This window comes from Bradyrhizobium sp. URHA0013 (genome assembly GCF_000518345.1).
In the GTDB taxonomy this organism is placed as follows: Bacteria; Pseudomonadota; Alphaproteobacteria; order Rhizobiales; family Xanthobacteraceae; genus Bradyrhizobium.
This window is the reverse complement of sequence record NZ_JADK01000007.1, coordinates 160,050-175,805: the sequence shown is the minus strand read 5'-3', so window position 1 is coordinate 175,805 and position 15,756 is coordinate 160,050. Positions and strand designations below refer to the sequence as shown.

General features: G+C 62.7%; 21 protein-coding genes and 1 tRNA gene. 5 read left to right on the top strand and 17 right to left on the bottom strand.

The features are described 5' to 3' along the window. Positions 1 to 17 precede the first annotated feature (17 nt). From N551_RS0111000 to N551_RS38725, 3 genes are all read right to left on the bottom strand, one after another. Entirely contained in the window at positions 18 to 257 is a 240-nt protein-coding gene (locus tag N551_RS0111000) for a hypothetical protein (protein ID WP_027567027.1), read from the bottom strand. A gap of 122 nt (positions 258 to 379) precedes the next feature. After that, positions 380 to 622 carry a hypothetical protein gene (locus N551_RS0110995; RefSeq protein WP_007590794.1) on the bottom strand — a complete coding sequence of 81 codons (243 nt, stop codon included), beginning with the start codon at positions 620 to 622 and terminating at the stop codon, positions 380 to 382. 320 nt (positions 623 to 942) lie between these two features. Beyond that, positions 943 to 1,113, bottom strand: a complete 171-nt coding sequence (locus tag N551_RS38725; RefSeq protein ID WP_007590796.1) for a hypothetical protein — start codon at positions 1,111 to 1,113, stop codon at positions 943 to 945. 486 nt (positions 1,114 to 1,599) lie between these two features. Between N551_RS38725 and N551_RS0110985 the strand changes: the two genes are divergently transcribed. Then, on the top strand, positions 1,600 to 2,262 hold the full coding sequence (locus N551_RS0110985; protein ID WP_027567026.1) for a hypothetical protein: 663 nt from the start codon (positions 1,600 to 1,602) through the stop codon (positions 2,260 to 2,262). A gap of 193 nt (positions 2,263 to 2,455) precedes the next feature. Here N551_RS0110985 and N551_RS37870 read toward each other — a convergent pair whose 3' ends face one another. Continuing rightward, on the bottom strand, positions 2,456 to 2,815 hold the full coding sequence (locus N551_RS37870) for a hypothetical protein (RefSeq protein WP_155809614.1): 360 nt from the start codon (positions 2,813 to 2,815) through the stop codon (positions 2,456 to 2,458). Positions 2,816 to 2,978: 163 nt separating this feature from the next. Here N551_RS37870 and N551_RS0110975 point away from each other — a divergent pair, with 163 nt between their 5' ends. Then, on the top strand, positions 2,979 to 3,185 hold the full coding sequence (locus tag N551_RS0110975; protein WP_027567024.1) for a hypothetical protein: 207 nt from the start codon (positions 2,979 to 2,981) through the stop codon (positions 3,183 to 3,185). Positions 3,186 to 4,020: 835 nt separating this feature from the next. Here N551_RS0110975 and N551_RS0110970 read toward each other — a convergent pair. The 6 genes from N551_RS0110970 to N551_RS0110945 all read right to left on the bottom strand — a co-directional run bounded on the left by N551_RS0110970 (position 4,021) and on the right by N551_RS0110945 (position 6,162). Continuing rightward, entirely contained in the window at positions 4,021 to 4,212 is a 192-nt protein-coding gene (locus N551_RS0110970) for a hypothetical protein (protein WP_027567023.1), read from the bottom strand. A 47-nt stretch (positions 4,213 to 4,259) separates the two neighbouring features. Further along, entirely contained in the window at positions 4,260 to 4,643 is a 384-nt protein-coding gene (locus tag N551_RS35325; RefSeq protein ID WP_035961253.1) for a hypothetical protein, read from the bottom strand. A gap of 116 nt (positions 4,644 to 4,759) precedes the next feature. Then, positions 4,760 to 5,116 (bottom strand): hypothetical protein, encoded by a 357-nt coding sequence (locus tag N551_RS0110960; protein WP_027567022.1) that lies wholly within the window; start codon positions 5,114 to 5,116, stop codon positions 4,760 to 4,762. Between the two features lie 75 nt (positions 5,117 to 5,191). Continuing rightward, positions 5,192 to 5,422 (bottom strand): hypothetical protein, encoded by a 231-nt coding sequence (locus N551_RS0110955; protein ID WP_027567021.1) that lies wholly within the window; start codon positions 5,420 to 5,422, stop codon positions 5,192 to 5,194. Positions 5,423 to 5,479: 57 nt separating this feature from the next. Continuing rightward, positions 5,480 to 5,725, bottom strand: coding sequence for a hypothetical protein (locus N551_RS37865; protein WP_155809613.1), 246 nt, complete (start codon positions 5,723 to 5,725; stop codon positions 5,480 to 5,482). 50 nt (positions 5,726 to 5,775) lie between these two features. Next, the gene (locus tag N551_RS0110945; RefSeq protein ID WP_027567020.1) at positions 5,776 to 6,162 is read right to left on the bottom strand and encodes a response regulator; all 387 of its coding nucleotides are present in this window, start codon (positions 6,160 to 6,162) and stop codon (positions 5,776 to 5,778) included. Positions 6,163 to 6,385: 223 nt separating this feature from the next. Here N551_RS0110945 and N551_RS35320 point away from each other — a divergent pair, with 223 nt between their 5' ends. After that, complete coding sequence (locus N551_RS35320; protein ID WP_197031128.1) at positions 6,386 to 6,652, top strand: response regulator; 267 nt, start codon at positions 6,386 to 6,388, stop codon at positions 6,650 to 6,652. Positions 6,653 to 6,702: 50 nt separating this feature from the next. On the opposite strand, the gene N551_RS37860 is transcribed toward N551_RS35320, so the two are convergent. The 4 genes from N551_RS37860 to N551_RS0110915 all read right to left on the bottom strand — a co-directional run bounded on the left by N551_RS37860 (position 6,703) and on the right by N551_RS0110915 (position 11,471). Further along, positions 6,703 to 6,855 (bottom strand): hypothetical protein, encoded by a 153-nt coding sequence (locus N551_RS37860; protein WP_155809612.1) that lies wholly within the window; start codon positions 6,853 to 6,855, stop codon positions 6,703 to 6,705. Between the two features lie 743 nt (positions 6,856 to 7,598). Further along, positions 7,599 to 7,674 (bottom strand) — tRNA-Lys (locus tag N551_RS0110925). Between the two features lie 316 nt (positions 7,675 to 7,990). Then, positions 7,991 to 10,666, bottom strand: coding sequence for a glycosyltransferase (locus N551_RS0110920; RefSeq protein WP_027567019.1), 2,676 nt, complete (start codon positions 10,664 to 10,666; stop codon positions 7,991 to 7,993). 214 nt (positions 10,667 to 10,880) lie between these two features. Then, positions 10,881 to 11,471, bottom strand: coding sequence for a hypothetical protein (locus N551_RS0110915; protein WP_027567018.1), 591 nt, complete (start codon positions 11,469 to 11,471; stop codon positions 10,881 to 10,883). A gap of 330 nt (positions 11,472 to 11,801) precedes the next feature. Between N551_RS0110915 and N551_RS0110910 the strand changes: the two genes are divergently transcribed. Continuing rightward, the gene (locus tag N551_RS0110910) at positions 11,802 to 13,361 is read left to right on the top strand and encodes a beta-1,6-glucan synthase (protein WP_035961251.1); all 1,560 of its coding nucleotides are present in this window, start codon (positions 11,802 to 11,804) and stop codon (positions 13,359 to 13,361) included. Here N551_RS0110910 and N551_RS0110905 read toward each other — a convergent pair. Next, positions 13,321 to 13,701 carry a hypothetical protein gene (locus tag N551_RS0110905; RefSeq protein ID WP_027567016.1) on the bottom strand — a complete coding sequence of 127 codons (381 nt, stop codon included), beginning with the start codon at positions 13,699 to 13,701 and terminating at the stop codon, positions 13,321 to 13,323. The genes N551_RS0110910 and N551_RS0110905 overlap by 41 nt on opposite strands. Positions 13,702 to 13,875: 174 nt before the next feature. On the opposite strand from N551_RS0110905, the gene N551_RS37855 reads away from it, so the two are divergent. Next, complete coding sequence (locus tag N551_RS37855) at positions 13,876 to 14,022, top strand: hypothetical protein (RefSeq protein ID WP_155809610.1); 147 nt, start codon at positions 13,876 to 13,878, stop codon at positions 14,020 to 14,022. Positions 14,023 to 14,046: 24 nt separating this feature from the next. Here the strand turns inward: N551_RS37855 and N551_RS38720 are convergent, their stop codons facing one another. After that, a complete protein-coding gene (locus tag N551_RS38720; RefSeq protein WP_197031127.1) occupies positions 14,047 to 14,202 on the bottom strand; it encodes a hypothetical protein in 156 nt (51 codons plus the stop codon). A 113-nt stretch (positions 14,203 to 14,315) separates the two neighbouring features. Then, a complete protein-coding gene (locus tag N551_RS0110890; protein WP_027567015.1) occupies positions 14,316 to 15,665 on the bottom strand; it encodes a hypothetical protein in 1,350 nt (449 codons plus the stop codon). Positions 15,666 to 15,756 lie beyond the last annotated feature (91 nt).

Genomic DNA, 15,756 nt, shown 5'->3' with positions numbered 1-15,756 from the left:
CCGCTTGAAACAGCCGCCTATTGCTTGGCCGCCATCGTGTCCAGGCAATGGTTGAGGTAGACGGTGCGATCCCTGGGCAGCACCTTCTCGAGATCTGCCTTCAGCGCGCATTCGCGCTGCCGCATCTGCTCGGCCCGCCGCTTCTCGGCCGCCTCGCGATATTCGGGAGCGACCTTGTTGGGATCGACGAGGGCCTGCGAGCGGGCGGGAGCCGTCACGGCGAGGGCAATGGCGGTGATGACAATGAGCTGTTTCAAATGAGCCTCCGTAAAAGGCTCATCCTAGCGCTCGGGCGGCGAGGGCTCAAACGGCAAATTCGCCGAGACACCCGGCAGCGAAGTTGATTGCAACTACCTGAAGTTGGGACGAGGGGAGGCCGTCACTTCGGGACGTGGTCGATCTTGTGGCCGAGATGCCCGGTGTCGTGATCGCGACGCAACTGGCTTAGCGATGTCTCGTTCAGCTGGTGCAAGACCTCGCTGAGTTCAGTCGTATCCGGATAGCCGGCGGCAAAACCCTTGCCGTAGATCTTGCGCAACGTACCGACCAGCGTGTTGCCGTGCTTCTTGCTGATCGCGCCATCCTTGTCGCGGTGGCGATGATCCAGGCCCGTGTCCTTCATGGCTTTCTCCCTGAGCGGCGTCTGCGCGCCTGGAGAGAGCGTGCTCCCAAACGAGTTGATTGGCAACGGCACGGCGCGCGGCAGTTGAGCCTCGGCAAGGTGTGGAAAGATCGAAGGACGTGTGAAGCAGTTCACAAGCGATGGTCGGGATCGCTGCTACGAAGGCCTCATTGCTTCACCAATTGATATTTTGAAACGCCCCAGCGCTCCACCAGGCGCTGGGGTTTTCACGTCGATCACCGCAACGGCCAGAGCGCGCGGCGCGCGATCGGTCGGGTGCTTTCCGAATGATGCCGAAGATTGATGCCGAAGGCGGGCGGCTACGCGGCTTGCTCCTCGAACGAGGTGTAGACCTGGCCACCTGGACCAATCACCTGAACGCCCCAGCACCCGTCAGCAATAAGCTCCTTGGCCTTCTTGAGGGCGGCGGTGAGTGACAGCCGCTTGAGGCTGACGATTCCTGCCGTGTCGAAACCGCTGATTTCAAACATGCCGTTCCTCCCTGTTTTGTCGAATCCTACACTTTTTGAGCGGGTTGTCTCGCGGCTTTTGGGACAGGGGGCCGGCGCAGGAGCAGGCGGTGGCCAAAATCGCGAAAACAACCCCATGCACAGTAGCTAAGTCCCGCTGGCGCAACGCTTTCTTTTTGGCACACGGCGGTCTTGCCTCCGGCGGAGACGCCGTTGACTCGTCGGGCAAAACAGGGGTAGTTTGCCAGCTTCGGAAAATCCGCTTCGGGACGCGGCGGCTTCCCGGGATCGGGAGGAGCTCTCGCGCCGGCCTGCGTGTCATGTCTGTCGTACGCCCCCGTAGTCGGCCGGGGTGGTGGGGTCTGCGGCAGGCCGCGGTCGCTAACGTGGAATTAAGCTGAAAAGCCCACAATTTTAGACAGTTGTAGATGGGTGCTGCGTAAGGGAGCCGTCGCGAGGACGTTCCGGCGACGGCTTCCTGTTGCTCGCTCATTTGGGGTCAATGCCATGACCACGACTTTCGAAACGCAAGGCCTTGTCGAACAGCTCGACCCTGCAGCACTGGCTGCGGCCATCGCGGCCGACGAACCCGCAAGCTTGGACGCTCCAGAACCGATCAAGCGCTCCAGCCGCACGTCGGTCATGGCGCTGTCGGTGTGTGCCCTCGCCATCAACGGCGCGGCGGCGATCTACACATGGCCGTCCGGCCTGCCGTCGCTGAACCTGAGCAGCCTGGCGGATCTGCTACCGCGGCAAGAGGCTTCAGCGCCAAAGCCGGATCCGGTTGTCGCCGCCTTGAAGGACATTCAGTCGACCCAGCAGCAACACACGGCTTCGCTGCAGGAGAGCAACCAGGCACTGCAGCAAAACGCGGCTGTGCTGCAGGCGGATTCCATGGTGCTGCTTTCGCTGCGACAGAGCATCACGGACGAACGCGTCGATGTGAAGAAGGTATCTTCGCAGCTGTCCACGCTGATTGCGAAGATCGACTCGCTGCAAAATGCCATGATGTCGGACGTCACGTCCTCCGTTCGAAGAGCGCATGCGCGCTACGGACTGTCCGCAGCGATCCGCAAGCGGCTCGCCCGGCAGTCGAAATCTGTAGGTCCCGTTTCAGTTGGAGGAGCGCCGCTGAGCGTGCCTGCTACAGTTTCGGCCCCGGAGAGCTGAAGATAGGGTCAGGCAAGTCACCTGGGACCAAGTGATCTGGGACCATGTCCGCGCTCACTTGGCGGGCTCACGCGAGCGGGGCTTTTGCCCGACTTGGAATTGAAAGAATGCAGGTGACAGTGCAGTCCGGCACCGTCACCACGGATCCGAAGAAGCGATTATTAGGGGCCGCGGGCTTACCCCGAGGGGCCGTTCAATAGTAACGGCGCCGTGGACGGCGCTCGTAATAATCATCGCCGTAATAGCCTTGCCGGCCCTGTTGAAACTGCGGCGGAACCGTTCCGTTCGGGTAGCACTGGCCGTCGCGGGTATCGATATCGGCACCGTGTCCGCAAGGAACGGGGTAGTGGCCAGAGCCCCTGCCGCCACCATAGTATTGCCGTGCGGCCTGTTCTTGCGGCGGCAAGTAGCCGTTGGGGTAGCACATGCCGTCGCGGGCGCCGACGTCCCAGCCGTTGCCGCACGGCGGTGGGTGTACAGGGACGCGGTATTGAACCTGATGAACCTCACCGAGCTGTAGAGCCAGCAAGGTTGCGACGACTGCACCGATCATCGGATCTCCTCCCAATCGCAATATGCCTACGACTGAGCGGCTGAATGATCGCTGAACGGGTTCACGCCGGCGATCTTAACCTCACTCTAAGAAATCGTTGTCCGGAGGCGTCCCGTTGGATATAAAGGGAACCTTCCGCCAGCGTCAGTTGCGTCCGTGAGTCATGATTACGTACAAGCAGTACCATATCGAGCAAGTTGAGCACGGCCCCAAGCGCTGGGTTGCTCGCATCACGCGGACAGACGGCCAGAACATTCGCACCATTCTGCCGGCGACTGAGCGTCCCTACCTCGAGACGAAGCCGACAGCGTCCGCCGAGGAAGCCGAGGCGCTCGCCAAGGAAGGCATCGACTTCGGCGGCGTGGTGTAGTCCGCCGTCGCGGTCTTCTGACTTTCGTCGCGAAATTCGCCGGCGCTTCATCGGCAGCGGTGGTGCGGTGCGTGCAGCTTTGTCCGTTACCGGTGATCTGCTCGACATGGTCGTTGATTGCTACGATCAGCGGCCGCTGACATTCACGCGTACTCAGTTATGGGTACAGGCCCAAGCGCGAGATCAAGAGACCGTTCATCGAACTGTTCGAACTACGGTGGATAGCGCAACGGAAGGTGCTTTAGTTCGTCGGCCTCGCTCGCCAGCCGTTTTCCTGATGGGGAATGGTGGCAGTGATATCGACGTCTCTCACAGCGGATTGGCGCCACGCCGCCACCCCGAAGCACAGGGTCAGAGTCATAGCGGTCGCCAACAGCAGCACGGACAAAAACTGGCTCACGCGCCCCCCACAAGCAGAACATACTGAGGCAGCGAGCACGCACAGGCGATTCGGAAAATGCAGGCGCGCTGACCTGCAGGGAGTTTTCCCCAGGTTGTAAAACGGTGGATTAGCACCTTCGACCTTGCACCCGCCGCGGCTCCGGAGCCGCTATTGCGGGCCGGCGTTTCACCCGAAAACTATTGTGGCTCGGTTGGCTTGTCGCGCTCGTGGCTCTCGGCTTCGGCGGCCGCGCACGCATCCATGCCATGGCATTTGCTTAGATAGTATCGAGCGCCTGCGAAGATCGAGCAAACAATTACCACGGAAACCAACAGGAAGATCATCCACCGACGATTCAACATTCCATGACCTTCTGCACCCTCCATCCGACGCGGCTCGTTCGCCTGACCGGCCCCACCAGGCGAGGCGAGGCGAAAGCGGGATCAGCCCAAATCAGACCTTGCGCTTCGGATTCAGTCGAGCCTCACGCTCCAGCCGCTCGGACTTCAGGCGTTTCAGGTTTTCCTGAAACTCGGGCGTGGCTTGACTGTCGGCTATAGTCTGTCTCGATCCTATCGGATTGAGGGTCCTTCGTTCGGCTTCGTCCGCCACTTGTTGCGCGGCGGACCGCTTGGGTTTGATCATTTGCTTTCTGCCTTCAGTCGAGATTGACCAAGCGGGCGCCGGTCAATTCATTTTCGATTTGGCCGGTCGCGTCGAACGTTCTGGAATTCCTCGGGCCCCTTGACGAGCCGCCGCTTGCGGCTGGCCTGGTCATCCGGGCTCGCTTTGTTGTCTTTGAGCTTGTCGATTGCGCTGCCCGCCATTTCCCGAGCCCGCTCGGACGAGGCCTTGGCGGCAGACGTAACCGTGAGGGCAGGGGCGGGTTTGCCCAAGCCAATCTCGACCAGCCGACGGATGGATTCAGAACGAGCGGGAGTATCTTGCTGTCCCGACGCCCATGCGTCGATCTGAGCGACAGTCGATTCCGGCCAGCGCGTGCCGATCTGGACGCCCTGACCAGTCGCGGGGCGGCCGCGATGTTTTTTGGCACGAATCTTTTTCGCTGGTTTCATTTATTTTGGTACCAAAAAATAAAGCCAAAGGGAAGCGCGAACCTTCGATAACTGTGCCTGTTTAGCGCACTGTCATCGCATCAATCCCACGCAACATCGTGATCGCAGATTTGCAGTCAGGCGGCTCCCCGTAGAGGGAGCGCCAGTTGTACAGCAAAAGGTCGGGAAGCATTTGCCCGGACGAAGGCCTGCAAGGCCGGCGTGATCTCGCTGCTCGTGACACGCTCGGCAAGCTCATCTGCGATCTCGCTGGTGGCATCGCGAGACCGGCCCTCGATCGCGTTGAAGGCGACAATACGGACGGGATACGCGTACTGCCCGGAAAGTAGGTCGCGGATGATGGTCTCGACGTCGGTATCCTGCTCGTCGGTCTCGCGCCAGGAGCAGCCGGCGCGCGCGCCGAAGTCTTCCAGCACCAGGTAAATCTCACGGTCGAGCCGATCCAGCGGCACAATCGACGGCGCATGACGCATGACGCAACTCCTACTCAAAGAGGCAATCGCCCGGCCGTTGGATCGTTCCGGCCAAACCCCTCCAACAGAGTGAGGCTATCGGCCGTTCTGCGCGCTGATGTAAATGTTGAAGATCGACGTTCCGGCCTCGTCGGTGACCTCCAGGTGCCATTCGTGGCCCGGTTCAAGTCGACCCTGCATGTTCTTCAGAAGGTCGGCGGCAAAAACCGTGGCCTCTCGCCAGGTCGCTTTAGCGTCCGGCAGGTCTTCGCCTTCAGGGTCGGTGCTCGGTTCAACACCCCGGACGTGGAAAAAATAGCGCGGCATGCCTGAAATCCGGACGAAAGGCTCCGTGCAAAACTTGGCTCGGCAGCGAGTGCACTGTTACTTCTCCTCTGGTTCGGGATGAAGTGCAGCTTTCTCCGTCTTCATTTCCTCGATCAAGCCGGCGATGCCGTCTCTCGCGACCTTGTCAGTAATAAGAGACAACAACCGGTTATGGTGCGCGATCTTCTCGTCGATTTCATCGCATTTGCCGCACATGAAGATATCCTGCGTCATTGCAGGCAAAGCCTGAACGGCCACCTGAGATGAAAAACTTTCATTGCCGAGCTTGGTTCCCGCCGCCACGCTTGGGATGGTGGCCGGCTACGAGAGCCAGTGAATGGGTGACGGCGGTTTTACTCACGAGTGACGTGATTGAGGAGCTGCGAAACCGCAGTGATGAGCTGGGCCGTCGCGAACGGCTTCTGCAACAAGATGCTGCTTGGGACCCCTTGCGAGCCCCAATCGTCCGCCACGCCACCGGTCATGTAGACTATGGGCAACGTCGGCTCTCGTTCTCTGACCTGTCTGGCCAAGTCCCAGCCGCTGAGCCTGCCCTTGAGGTTTACATCCGCGACGAGCGCCCGGTACTCCTTCATACCGCTTCTGAAGAGAGTCAGAGCTTCCTCGGCAGACGACAGGATGTCAGTCGCGAAGCCTGCCTCCAGCAGGGCTTCCTCGACCACCGCCTGCAATGGATATTCATCCTCAACCACCAGGATGAGAGGCGGCGGCGCTGTCATGTTTACTCCGTCTCCAATGGCTGACCTACAATGTTGCCCGGCTTTCTTTCCCCAGAATGTGTCCAAAAGTGAACACAAGAGGGTGCCGAGGCCCCAGGAACTGCCGGGCCGCATGACGCGACATACATTGACATCAGGCCAACGAGACGAAGCATGGGCGCACTCTCAATCTTGGTCGTGGAGGACGTCGCGCTGATCCGTCATCCGTATGATGGTCTGCGACATGCTCGAAGAGTTGGGTCGCGAAGTCGTCGCCGAAGCAGGCACCCTGAAGGAAGCAATCGAAGTTGCGCGGGTGGCTGACTTCGATTTGGCCATTCTCGACCTGAGGCTTGGCGATGAAACGACCGAACTGGTGGCGGAGATCACTCGTGGTCGCGGCTTGCCATTTTTCTTCCTGACCAGCCACACATCCGATGGATTGTCAGTTGGCTTCCGCAATGTCCCCGATTGGAGAAGCCGGTTCTCCGCTCCGCACTCGGGAAGATGATCGAAAACTGCGCGAGATCTTGAGCGGCTAGCAGGGGTTGGCTGTGACCTTCAGGCTGCCGCCTTGCCCTTCGCCAAGCTTGCAAGGTCCTTCCAGGCCAAGGCGGTCCGCAGCCACTTCAACCGCTCGGCGGGACAGGTCGCGGCGATCGCCTTCTGCATCGCGGCGATGGCTTCTGCTTGATGGTCGAGGACTCCAGTCATCGGACCGATCATTCGCCAGAATTATTAAGACCGGCGAAAATCTACAGCCCGGAAAACTACCGGCTTGCGGCGCCGTGGAGCCTGCATCCAAGCCTTGGCCCTGTGGACTCGCCAGTCCGGCGCCATCCGCTCGCCCCGTCCTGCGGGGGGTCGCTATCATAGGTTAAGGCGCGACTCAGCAAATGCAGCCGAGGATAAACTGGCAACAGGCTGGGGACGCCGGGCGATGGCACAGTCACGCTATCCGTTGATCCGGAGGTGGACACCGGAGGAGCATCAACAACTGCTGGCGATGGCGGCGGCCGGGTGTCGACCCGACGAGATCGCGCAGGCGTTGGGCAGAACAGAACCAGCGGTGCGAGGCCGCGCCAACCTGCATAACATCCCGTTGCGACTGGTGACGCAAAAGCGGAAAGGCCCATGATCAAGGGCGTGGCCATAGCTGCTCTCGTCCTGGCGGCGAGTCTCGCGGACCAGAAATTGTCCTACGGGCGGTATACTGACCGGGTCTTGGCAATGCTGCGCGAGATCGAGCATTCATTCCGGCGATAGTCACAGAGCGACGGGGCAGCGATCACCGATGCAGGACCTTTGCCGTCCAGTCGGGCCTCATGTCCGCGGCGCGCCTGCCGCGCGCGATGCAGAGGGGGCATCGAAGCGCCGCGCGTGCTACACCGGCAACCGAACTGCCGACAGACAGTCTTATCGGAGCGCGTCGTCTCGGCGTAAGTAATTGCTTAATGTGGTGAGCGCGCTGGGGCTCGAACCCAGGACCCCGTGATTAAAAGTCACGTGCTCTACCGGCTGAGCTACGCGCTCCCATGGCCGCTGATGGCTTCAAAGAGATCGCCATCGTCTTCGGACATTTGGAAAAGCATGTCTTGCCGCCACATCGACGCAAGCGTTGCGGAAAAACCGGCTGTTTCCGGATCATGCTTTCGGCCCGCGCTGTGTAGGGGGATGGGGCGCGGAGGTCAATAGCTCGGGTGGCTGCCGAAGTTGAAGGCAACAGAGGGAATTCGCTCGCCGTTTCCAATGCTTGAGCCGAGATCTTCGACCGGAGTGGCGGGCGGCCATCCACGCCGAAGAACCCGCGACGTTCGCCGATGGGCCGGATGTCGCGTTCGGGGCCCTGTCAGTTCGCTTCCCGCCGGACCTCGCTCGGCACCGGCAATTGCTGCGGCGTGCCGGCGGGGGTCGGCAGCGCGACCGGGCGCAGGCCGATCAGTTCGGCAGTGCGGATCGCGCTGTCGCGCCAGAACTGGAACGAGTTGATGCGGCTGAGCTCGAGGATGGCGATCGCGACTGCAGCCAGGAACGGCAGGCTCTGCAGCACCAGCACGCCGGCGAAGATGTAGATCTCGGTGATCTGGCGATAGCTGTTGGAGGCCACCAGCACGCCGGCGCCGATCAGGAGCAGGGCGCCGATCACCGCCTCCCAGAACGCCTGGAACTCGATCGACATCCGGGACAGGCCACCCTTGGACGTGCGCGCGAACGCGATGTGCTCGGTGATCAGTCCTTGCGCCACCGCGCGCGACACCGTCCACTGCACGCTCATCGCGGCGATCATCGCGCCCAGCATCTGGCCGGGCTTGATCGCGACGCGCGCGCGGTACATTGACAAGAAGTGCGCGAGCGAGACGACGAAGGCGCCGATGATCGGCAGCGTCAGGATCTTGTCGGGGATGGCGATGTCGGCGAAGGCGACGATCGGCACCCAGACCAGGTTGAGCAGCGCCACGACCACGCCGAGGCTCTCGGCGCCCAACCAGTTCAGCCAGCCCAGGCCGTATTCGCGCTTCTGGTCGGGCGTCAGCCGGCTCCGTCCCGGCAGGAAATTCCGCCAGTGCTTCTTGACGATCTGGAGGCCGCCATAGGCCCAGCGGTGACGCTGCTTCTTGAAGGCCTCGTAGGTGTCGGGGAGCAGGCCCTGGCCGTAACGGTGGTTAGTGTAGTGCGTGGTCCAGCCGAGCTGCTGGATCGAAAGGCCGAGATCAGAGTCCTCGCAGATCGTGTCGGACGACCAGCCGCCGGCCATGTCCATCGCGGCACGGCGGATCAGGCACATCGTGCCGTGCACGATGATGGCGTTGGTCTCGTTGCGCTGGACCATGCCGATGTCGAAGAAGCCGGCATATTCGCCGTTCATGATGTAGTGCATGATCGACAGATCGCCGTCGCGATGTTCCTGCGGCGCCTGCACCAGGCCGACGCTGGGATCGGCGAACGCCGGCACGAGATCCTTCAGCCAGTCGGGATCGACGACGTAATCGGCATCGAGGATGCCGATGATCTCGGCGTCGACGGCGGTGCGGTCCATCGCGATGCGCAGCGCACCGGCCTTGAAGCCCTGCACCTTCTCGGCGTTGATGAACTTGAAGCGTTCACCGAGCGCGCGGCAATGATCCTGGATCGGCTGCCAGAAGGCAGGGTCCGGCGTGTTGTTGATGATGACGACGCATTCGTAGTTCGGATAGTTCAGCCGCGACAGCGCATCGAGCGTCTGCTTGAGCATCTCGACCGGCTCGAAATAGGCGGGGATGTGGATCGAGACTTTTGGGAAGTAATTCTCCGGAACGCTCTCGACCGGCTTGCCCTTTGTGAGCAGCCGCTGCGGCGGCCGGCCGAACGCGACGGCCGCGATCTCGTCGATGCGCGCCATCGCGATCAGCACGAGGGGAACAAGCAGGATCATGCCGAGCGTGAGCGCGAAGGCGGAGCCGAAGATGAAATAGTGCCCGTTCCAGAACGCGAACACCGTTGCGGCCCAGGCGCCGACGCCATTGGCGGTGGCCGACAGCAGGAACGCCTGCTTCGCCGTGGGCTGCTGCAGCCGGAGGATCGGCAGCGACAGCAGGATTCCGACCAGGAGGGCTACACCCATCAGCTTCCAATAGTCGGGATTCTCGACCGGGCCGGTCCAGGCGAATTTCGGCTCGCGGCTGGCGTTGAGGATGCCCCAGTACGGACCGACGCCGCCTTCGAAGTACTTCCAGGGCTGATCGATGGCCTCGACGATGTTGTATTCCATGCCGATGGCGTCGGCGCGGCTGACGAAGTTGCGCAAGGTCAGTGCCTGCTGGAACGGACCGGGGTCGGCGTTGCGCAAATTGTAACCCGCGCTCGGCCAGCCGAACTCGGCGATCACGATGCGCTTGCCGGGGAACAGGTTGCGCAACAGATTGTAGCGGTCGACGGCCTGATCGACCGCCTGGTCCGAGCGGAAGTTTTCCCAATAAGGCAGCACGTGGGCGGCGATGAAGTCGACGTTCGAGCCGAGGTCGGGATTGTCGCGCCAGATGTTCCAGATCTCGCCGGTCGTGACGGGCACCCGGACCGAGCCCTTGACCTTCTTGATCATCTCGATGAGGTCTTCGACCTTCTGCTCGCCGCGGTAGATCACCTCGTTGCCGACCACGACTCCGTTGACATTGCTGTTCTTGCGGGCGAGCTCGATGGCGGCCTTGATCTCGCGCTCGTTGCGATCCTTGTCCTTGTCGATCCAGGCGCCGACGGTAACCTTGAGGCCGAACTCGGCCGCGATCGGCGGCACCAGTTCCACGCCGCCGGTGGACGAATAGAGCCGGATCGCGCGCGTCATCGTCGACAGCGTCTTCAGGTCGGCGCGGATTTTCTCCACCGATGGGATGTTGTCGATGTCGGGGTGAGCCGAGCCCTCGAACGGGGCGTAGGAGACACTGGGCAGCAAGCCCTTGAAGTCGGGCGCGGGTTCCTTGTCGCGCAAGACTCCCCAGAGGCCGGCGTGGAGCGCGGACACAAGCAACAGAACGGCGGCGACAACCCGCATCGCGGCTAAACCAAAAGGGGCTGAGGGGGCAGGGAAGCGGATCCGACCCCGAGATCCGACCAAGTCCGCGGCAAATGGAGCATACCTCTGCCGCGCGATTTCACAACTGTCATCGCCTCATGACCATATGAGGGCATGCACATTTCGGAATTCGCAGCAGTGCCAATTGCCTCTATCGCCTATCGTTCCTGAACGGAGGCTGAAACAATCGCGGCTATTTCGGGGGCGTCGGTGACGGGCTTGCCGCCGGCGAGGGGCTCGCGGCCGGCTGCGGCTGCGCATTGCCCGCTGCCGGCGCGGCCGGCTGCGAGGCCGCGGCCGCCGCCTGCTGCGGCTGCGACGCCGGGTTGATCCAGCAAGCGTGCACACGGCTATCTAGGGTCTCGGCGACCTTGGGATCGATCTGGCCGCCGAAGCGGGTCAGGCAGCGGAACGCAGCCTGGATGTGGCCGCCGGGGCAGCCGAAGCGGTCGTAGAGGTCGAGATGGCGGAATGCGGTATCGAGGTCATCCCGCCACATCAGCCGCACCACGCGGCGGCCGAGCCAGACGCATTCGGGGTTGCCGGCGGGGCCGCTGATGACCTGGGCTGCTTCGGCGAATTCGTCGGTGCGGCGCTGGTTCTGGGCGGCATCCTTGGCCGCGTCGGCGGGCTGGGCTGCTGCCTTGCTCTGGTCCGGGGCGGGCGTGCCGCTCTGGGCGGAGGCCGCGCCGATACCCATCAGGATGACAAGGGAAGAAACGGCCAAGGTGGCGGCGAACTGCCGCAGGACCGCATTTCGTAACTCGAACACCCGTTGCCGCATGAATTCCCCAATATATCACTGACCGTCCGCGTCAGGACCTTCGCGGACGCGCCAGCGTGATGGCGTCCAAATGGGTCTCCAATGCGGCGGAAAAGTCCTCCCGAGTCCATGGCCTGAATCTGGAATTTTGTCCAGCAAAGTCACGATCCTAGGCCTCGGTCGAACGGCCGCAGGTAAATTCCTCAGGGGAGGGATGGATCCATAACGGAGTCACCCCCTTGGCAGACGGCGTGCTAGCAGGTAATCGACGGCCCTTCGCGGAGGACGGAACCGATTTCTCTTCGTACGCCACTGGCGCTTCTGCTCGTTTCACTGGGTGCGATCGCTGCCGTGTGGTGGTGGCTTGCCACGCCGATCTCGCTCGCGCGCGCCCCGATTGATCCCGCCGACAAGGTCCAGTGCGTCTCCTACGCGCCGTTCCGCGGCGAGCAGTCGCCGCTGAACGCATGGACCCATATCGAGGCCGACCAGATCGAGCAGGACCTGCGCCAGCTCAAGGAGATCACCGACTGCGTCCGCACCTATGCGATGGAGAACGGGCTCGACCAAGTGCCGGCGATCGCGGCCCGGATCGGGGGGCTGAAAGTGCTCCAGGGCATCTGGCTCTCCAGCAATCGCACCAAGAATTTCGAGCAGGCCGCGCTCGCCATTCGTCTTTCCAAGGATTTCCCCGGAATCATCACCAGCATCATCGTCGGCAACGAGGTGCTGCTGCGCGGCGAGATGACGACCGCGGACCTCGTCTCCATCATCCGCTCCGTGAAGGCGCAAGTCAGCGTGCCCGTCACCTATGCCGATGTCTGGGAGTTCTGGCTCAGGAATCGCGAGATCTATGACGCCGTCGACTTCGTCACGATCCACATCCTGCCCTATTGGGAGGACTTCCCGGTCAAGGCGAAGTTTGCCGCGTCCCATGTCCAACAGATCCGCGAGCGCATGGCGGTCGCATTTCCCGGCAAGGAGATATTGATCGGCGAAACCGGCTGGCCGAGCGAAGGGCGCATGCGCGAGGGGGCGCTGCCGTCGCGCACCAACCAGGCGCGCGTGGTCTCGGAGATCCTGAGTCTCGCGAAAGCGCAGAAATTCCGCGTCAATCTGATCGAGTCCTACGACCAGCCGTGGAAGCGCAAGCTGGAAGGTACCGTCGGCGGCTATTGGGGTCTCTATGATTCGGTGCGCCGGAGCCTGAAATATCCGCCCGGCCAGCCGATCAGCAACTTCCCTTACTGGAAATGGTACATGGGCGCCGGCATGGGCCTCTGCGTGCTGGTGTTCGCGGTGGCCGGCCTGACGTTGCGGCGCAGGCCTTGGACGCCGCGCTTCTCGGCCTGGCTCGGTGTGGCGATCTCGGCGACCTCGGCCGGCATCCTGCTCGGGATCGGCGCCGACAAGATGTACTACGAGAGCTACGGCATCGGCGGCTGGCTGCTCTGGGGCACGCTGCTCGCGGCCGGCATCCTGTCGCCGATCTTCTGCGCGCAGGCGATGGTGATCGGCCGCAGCCTTCCGACCTTCCTCGATCTGCTCGGTCCGCGCGAGGGCCGGAAATGGTCGAAGCTCACCGCCGTGCTGGGTCTGACGCTGGCGGTGACGGCGGTGATCGCGGCGCAGACCGCGCTCGCCTTCGTGTTCGACCCACGCTACCACGACTTCCCCTATGCCTCGCTGACGATGGCGGTGGTGCCGTTCGCGCTGTTGATGCTGAACCGGCCGCAGATCGGCCAGCGTCCAATCGCGGAGTCGGTGTTCGCCGGTGTGCTGACGCTGTCGGCGGCCTATGTGCTGTTCAACGAAGGCCGCGACAATTGGCAGTCGCTGTGGACCTGCGCGATTTATCTCTTGTTCGCGCTCACGCTGTGGCGGGCGCGGGCCGAGCAAATCCAAGAATGAACAGGCCGATCGCCAGGCCCGACAGCACGATATTGTAGAGCACGATGCCGAGGCCGGCGGCGATGATGCCGACGGTGAGCAGCACGATCGACGGCCGCATCAGGTTGAGCGTCGCCACCACCAGCGCGACGATGCCGAACACCGAATTCTTGAACAGCACGGTCGAGACCGAGCGCGCCTTGCAGACCAGGGTCTGAAGCCCGGCGTCGCAGGCGAGACCGACCTGCGAGTTTTCGATTCCGAGGTAGCGCAGATAGAGCGCATAGCCGACGCTGGCGAAGCCGACGACGATCAGGAACTGCACCTGGTAGGGCGTGAGGCGGAAGGGCTTTTTTGTCATGGCGCCAATATGGTCGGGATGGCGCGGACGGGCAACAGGGAAGGTGAATTTATGTCGATCGCGGCCAGTTAAAGGCGGCCGCGCCTGACCCGAAGATATCCAGGAACAGGCTGGGGCTGCGCAGGTTTTGAAACGGTGTGACCGCGCAACGCATGCTGCATACAAGGAGCGAGCATGGAAAAGCCAACTCAGGAGCAACTGGACGAACTCAAGCGGCTGAGCAAGCAAGCTCGGGTCGAGGATTGGTCGGAACTGGTTCAATCGAAGGATGAAGCTGACAACCGCATTCGTGACCTGAAGGAAAAAGCGCGCATCGAGTAGGTGGTTGCGTGCGCCGATGAGCTCTCAAGGGCGAGTTTGTATCGTCCGGTTCTGGTCCCTTAGCCGACGTTCGTATTTTTCGGCCAAGGCCAGCAATCGCTTCTTGATATGGGGGTCGGCCTGTTCGGCCAACTCGCGGATGAGCGCGAGGTGCTCGCGCAGAAACATCTCGTCCGCCATCTCCGCTCCGAATCATGTTCGTCGCGGATCCTGCCGTCTTATGTCGGGCGCCTTCGTATCGTTTGATACGTTGGCCGCGAGACGGTCTTCACGCCGCAGAGCGGATGCCGCGTCTATCGCCTGAAGAAGGACGACAGCGTCGATCCCGCCGACGCCGTCTCCGGCTTCGGCTGTGCGGTCGGCTGCGCCGCAGGAGCGGGCGCGGGCTCCTCGCGCTTCGACGAGCGTTTCGAGGAATAGCTGCGGCGATGCTTGTCCGGCTTGGCGGCGGGCGCGGGCGCCGGGGCGGTCTCGGCTTGCGGCACCGAGTCCTGGTTCTTGTCTGAGTTCTTCTCTTGAACTCGATCCTGAGTCTTCTCTTGCTTTTCCTGGCCGCCGCGCATCGACAAGCGCTGGCCGTCGAACACGGTGGTCTCGCAGTGGCGGTCGTTCTCGGCGAGGCCGGCGCAGAGTTTTGCCGCAGCTGCTGCGTTGATGAGCGGGCCGGCGCCGAGGCGGAGCTGCATGCCGAGGCCGGTGTTGCCTTCCTTGATCATGATGATCGGCCGCAACGCTGCGATCTCGGGATTGGATTTGGTCACCCCGCGCCACAGTGCACGCAGGCCTTCGAGCGAGTTGGCGCCACCGAGATCAATCGCAAAGCGCGTCTGCTGGACCGCGATCGCGGGAGCCTCGCTTTCGGCAGCCTCCGGCGGCTTGGCTGGTGCCGCGGCGACTTCGATCGGGGCGGGCACTGGATCGGGCTTCTTCTCGGCAGCCTTCTCAGTGGTCTTCTCAGCGGCCTCGGGCTGAACCAGTTTCGGGGCGGCCGGATCGGGCGGCGCCATGATCGATTTGGATGGGACCAACGGAAGCATCGGCAGTGCCGAATTCGTCGCCGGCGACTGCGCGACCAGCGAGGCCGCCGCTGCGCTCTGTGGCGGCGGGCTCGACGGCTCCTTTGCGGCCTCGGTGCGCGGCTTGTCGTTGGCCGGAGCTGGTGTCGAGGCGACCGGCCCGATGCCGGGCGCCGGCGGCCCGATCAAAGCCGGCGCGTCCTGCGGCTTCGCAACGGACGCCTGCGGCGGCGTTGTCGTCTGCTTGGCGATGGCGCCGGTGACGGAATCGAGCCCTTGCTCCAGCACGGTGACGCGCGAATAGAGCCGGTCGCGATCGGTGTTCAGCGTCTCGATGGCGGAGGCGAGGCGGCGGGCCTCGTTCTGGCTCTCCTTGGTCAGGATCTGGAGCCGGTCGGCCTGGCGCGCGAGATCGGCGGACGCAACCTGACCGCGCCGCCAGCCGAGCTGGGCCTGGTTGGCGAACACGGCAAGCACCACGGCGCCGACGGCCGCCACGCCCCATGAGCCCAGCCGCCACATCATGCCGCGATCGAACGAACTCTCCTCGGCCACAAGTCCGGAGAACAGCCCGCCGGTCTCCTTGGCGCCGAAGGCATCCGCCAGTGGGTCGGAATCCTTTGCCATGAACGTTAAGTGCCCAACCCCTGTCCGGCTTCCCCGAATCAATCAGGGAACATTAACAGGAAAAGCGTGTCGCACTTGAACTCCGGGCGTT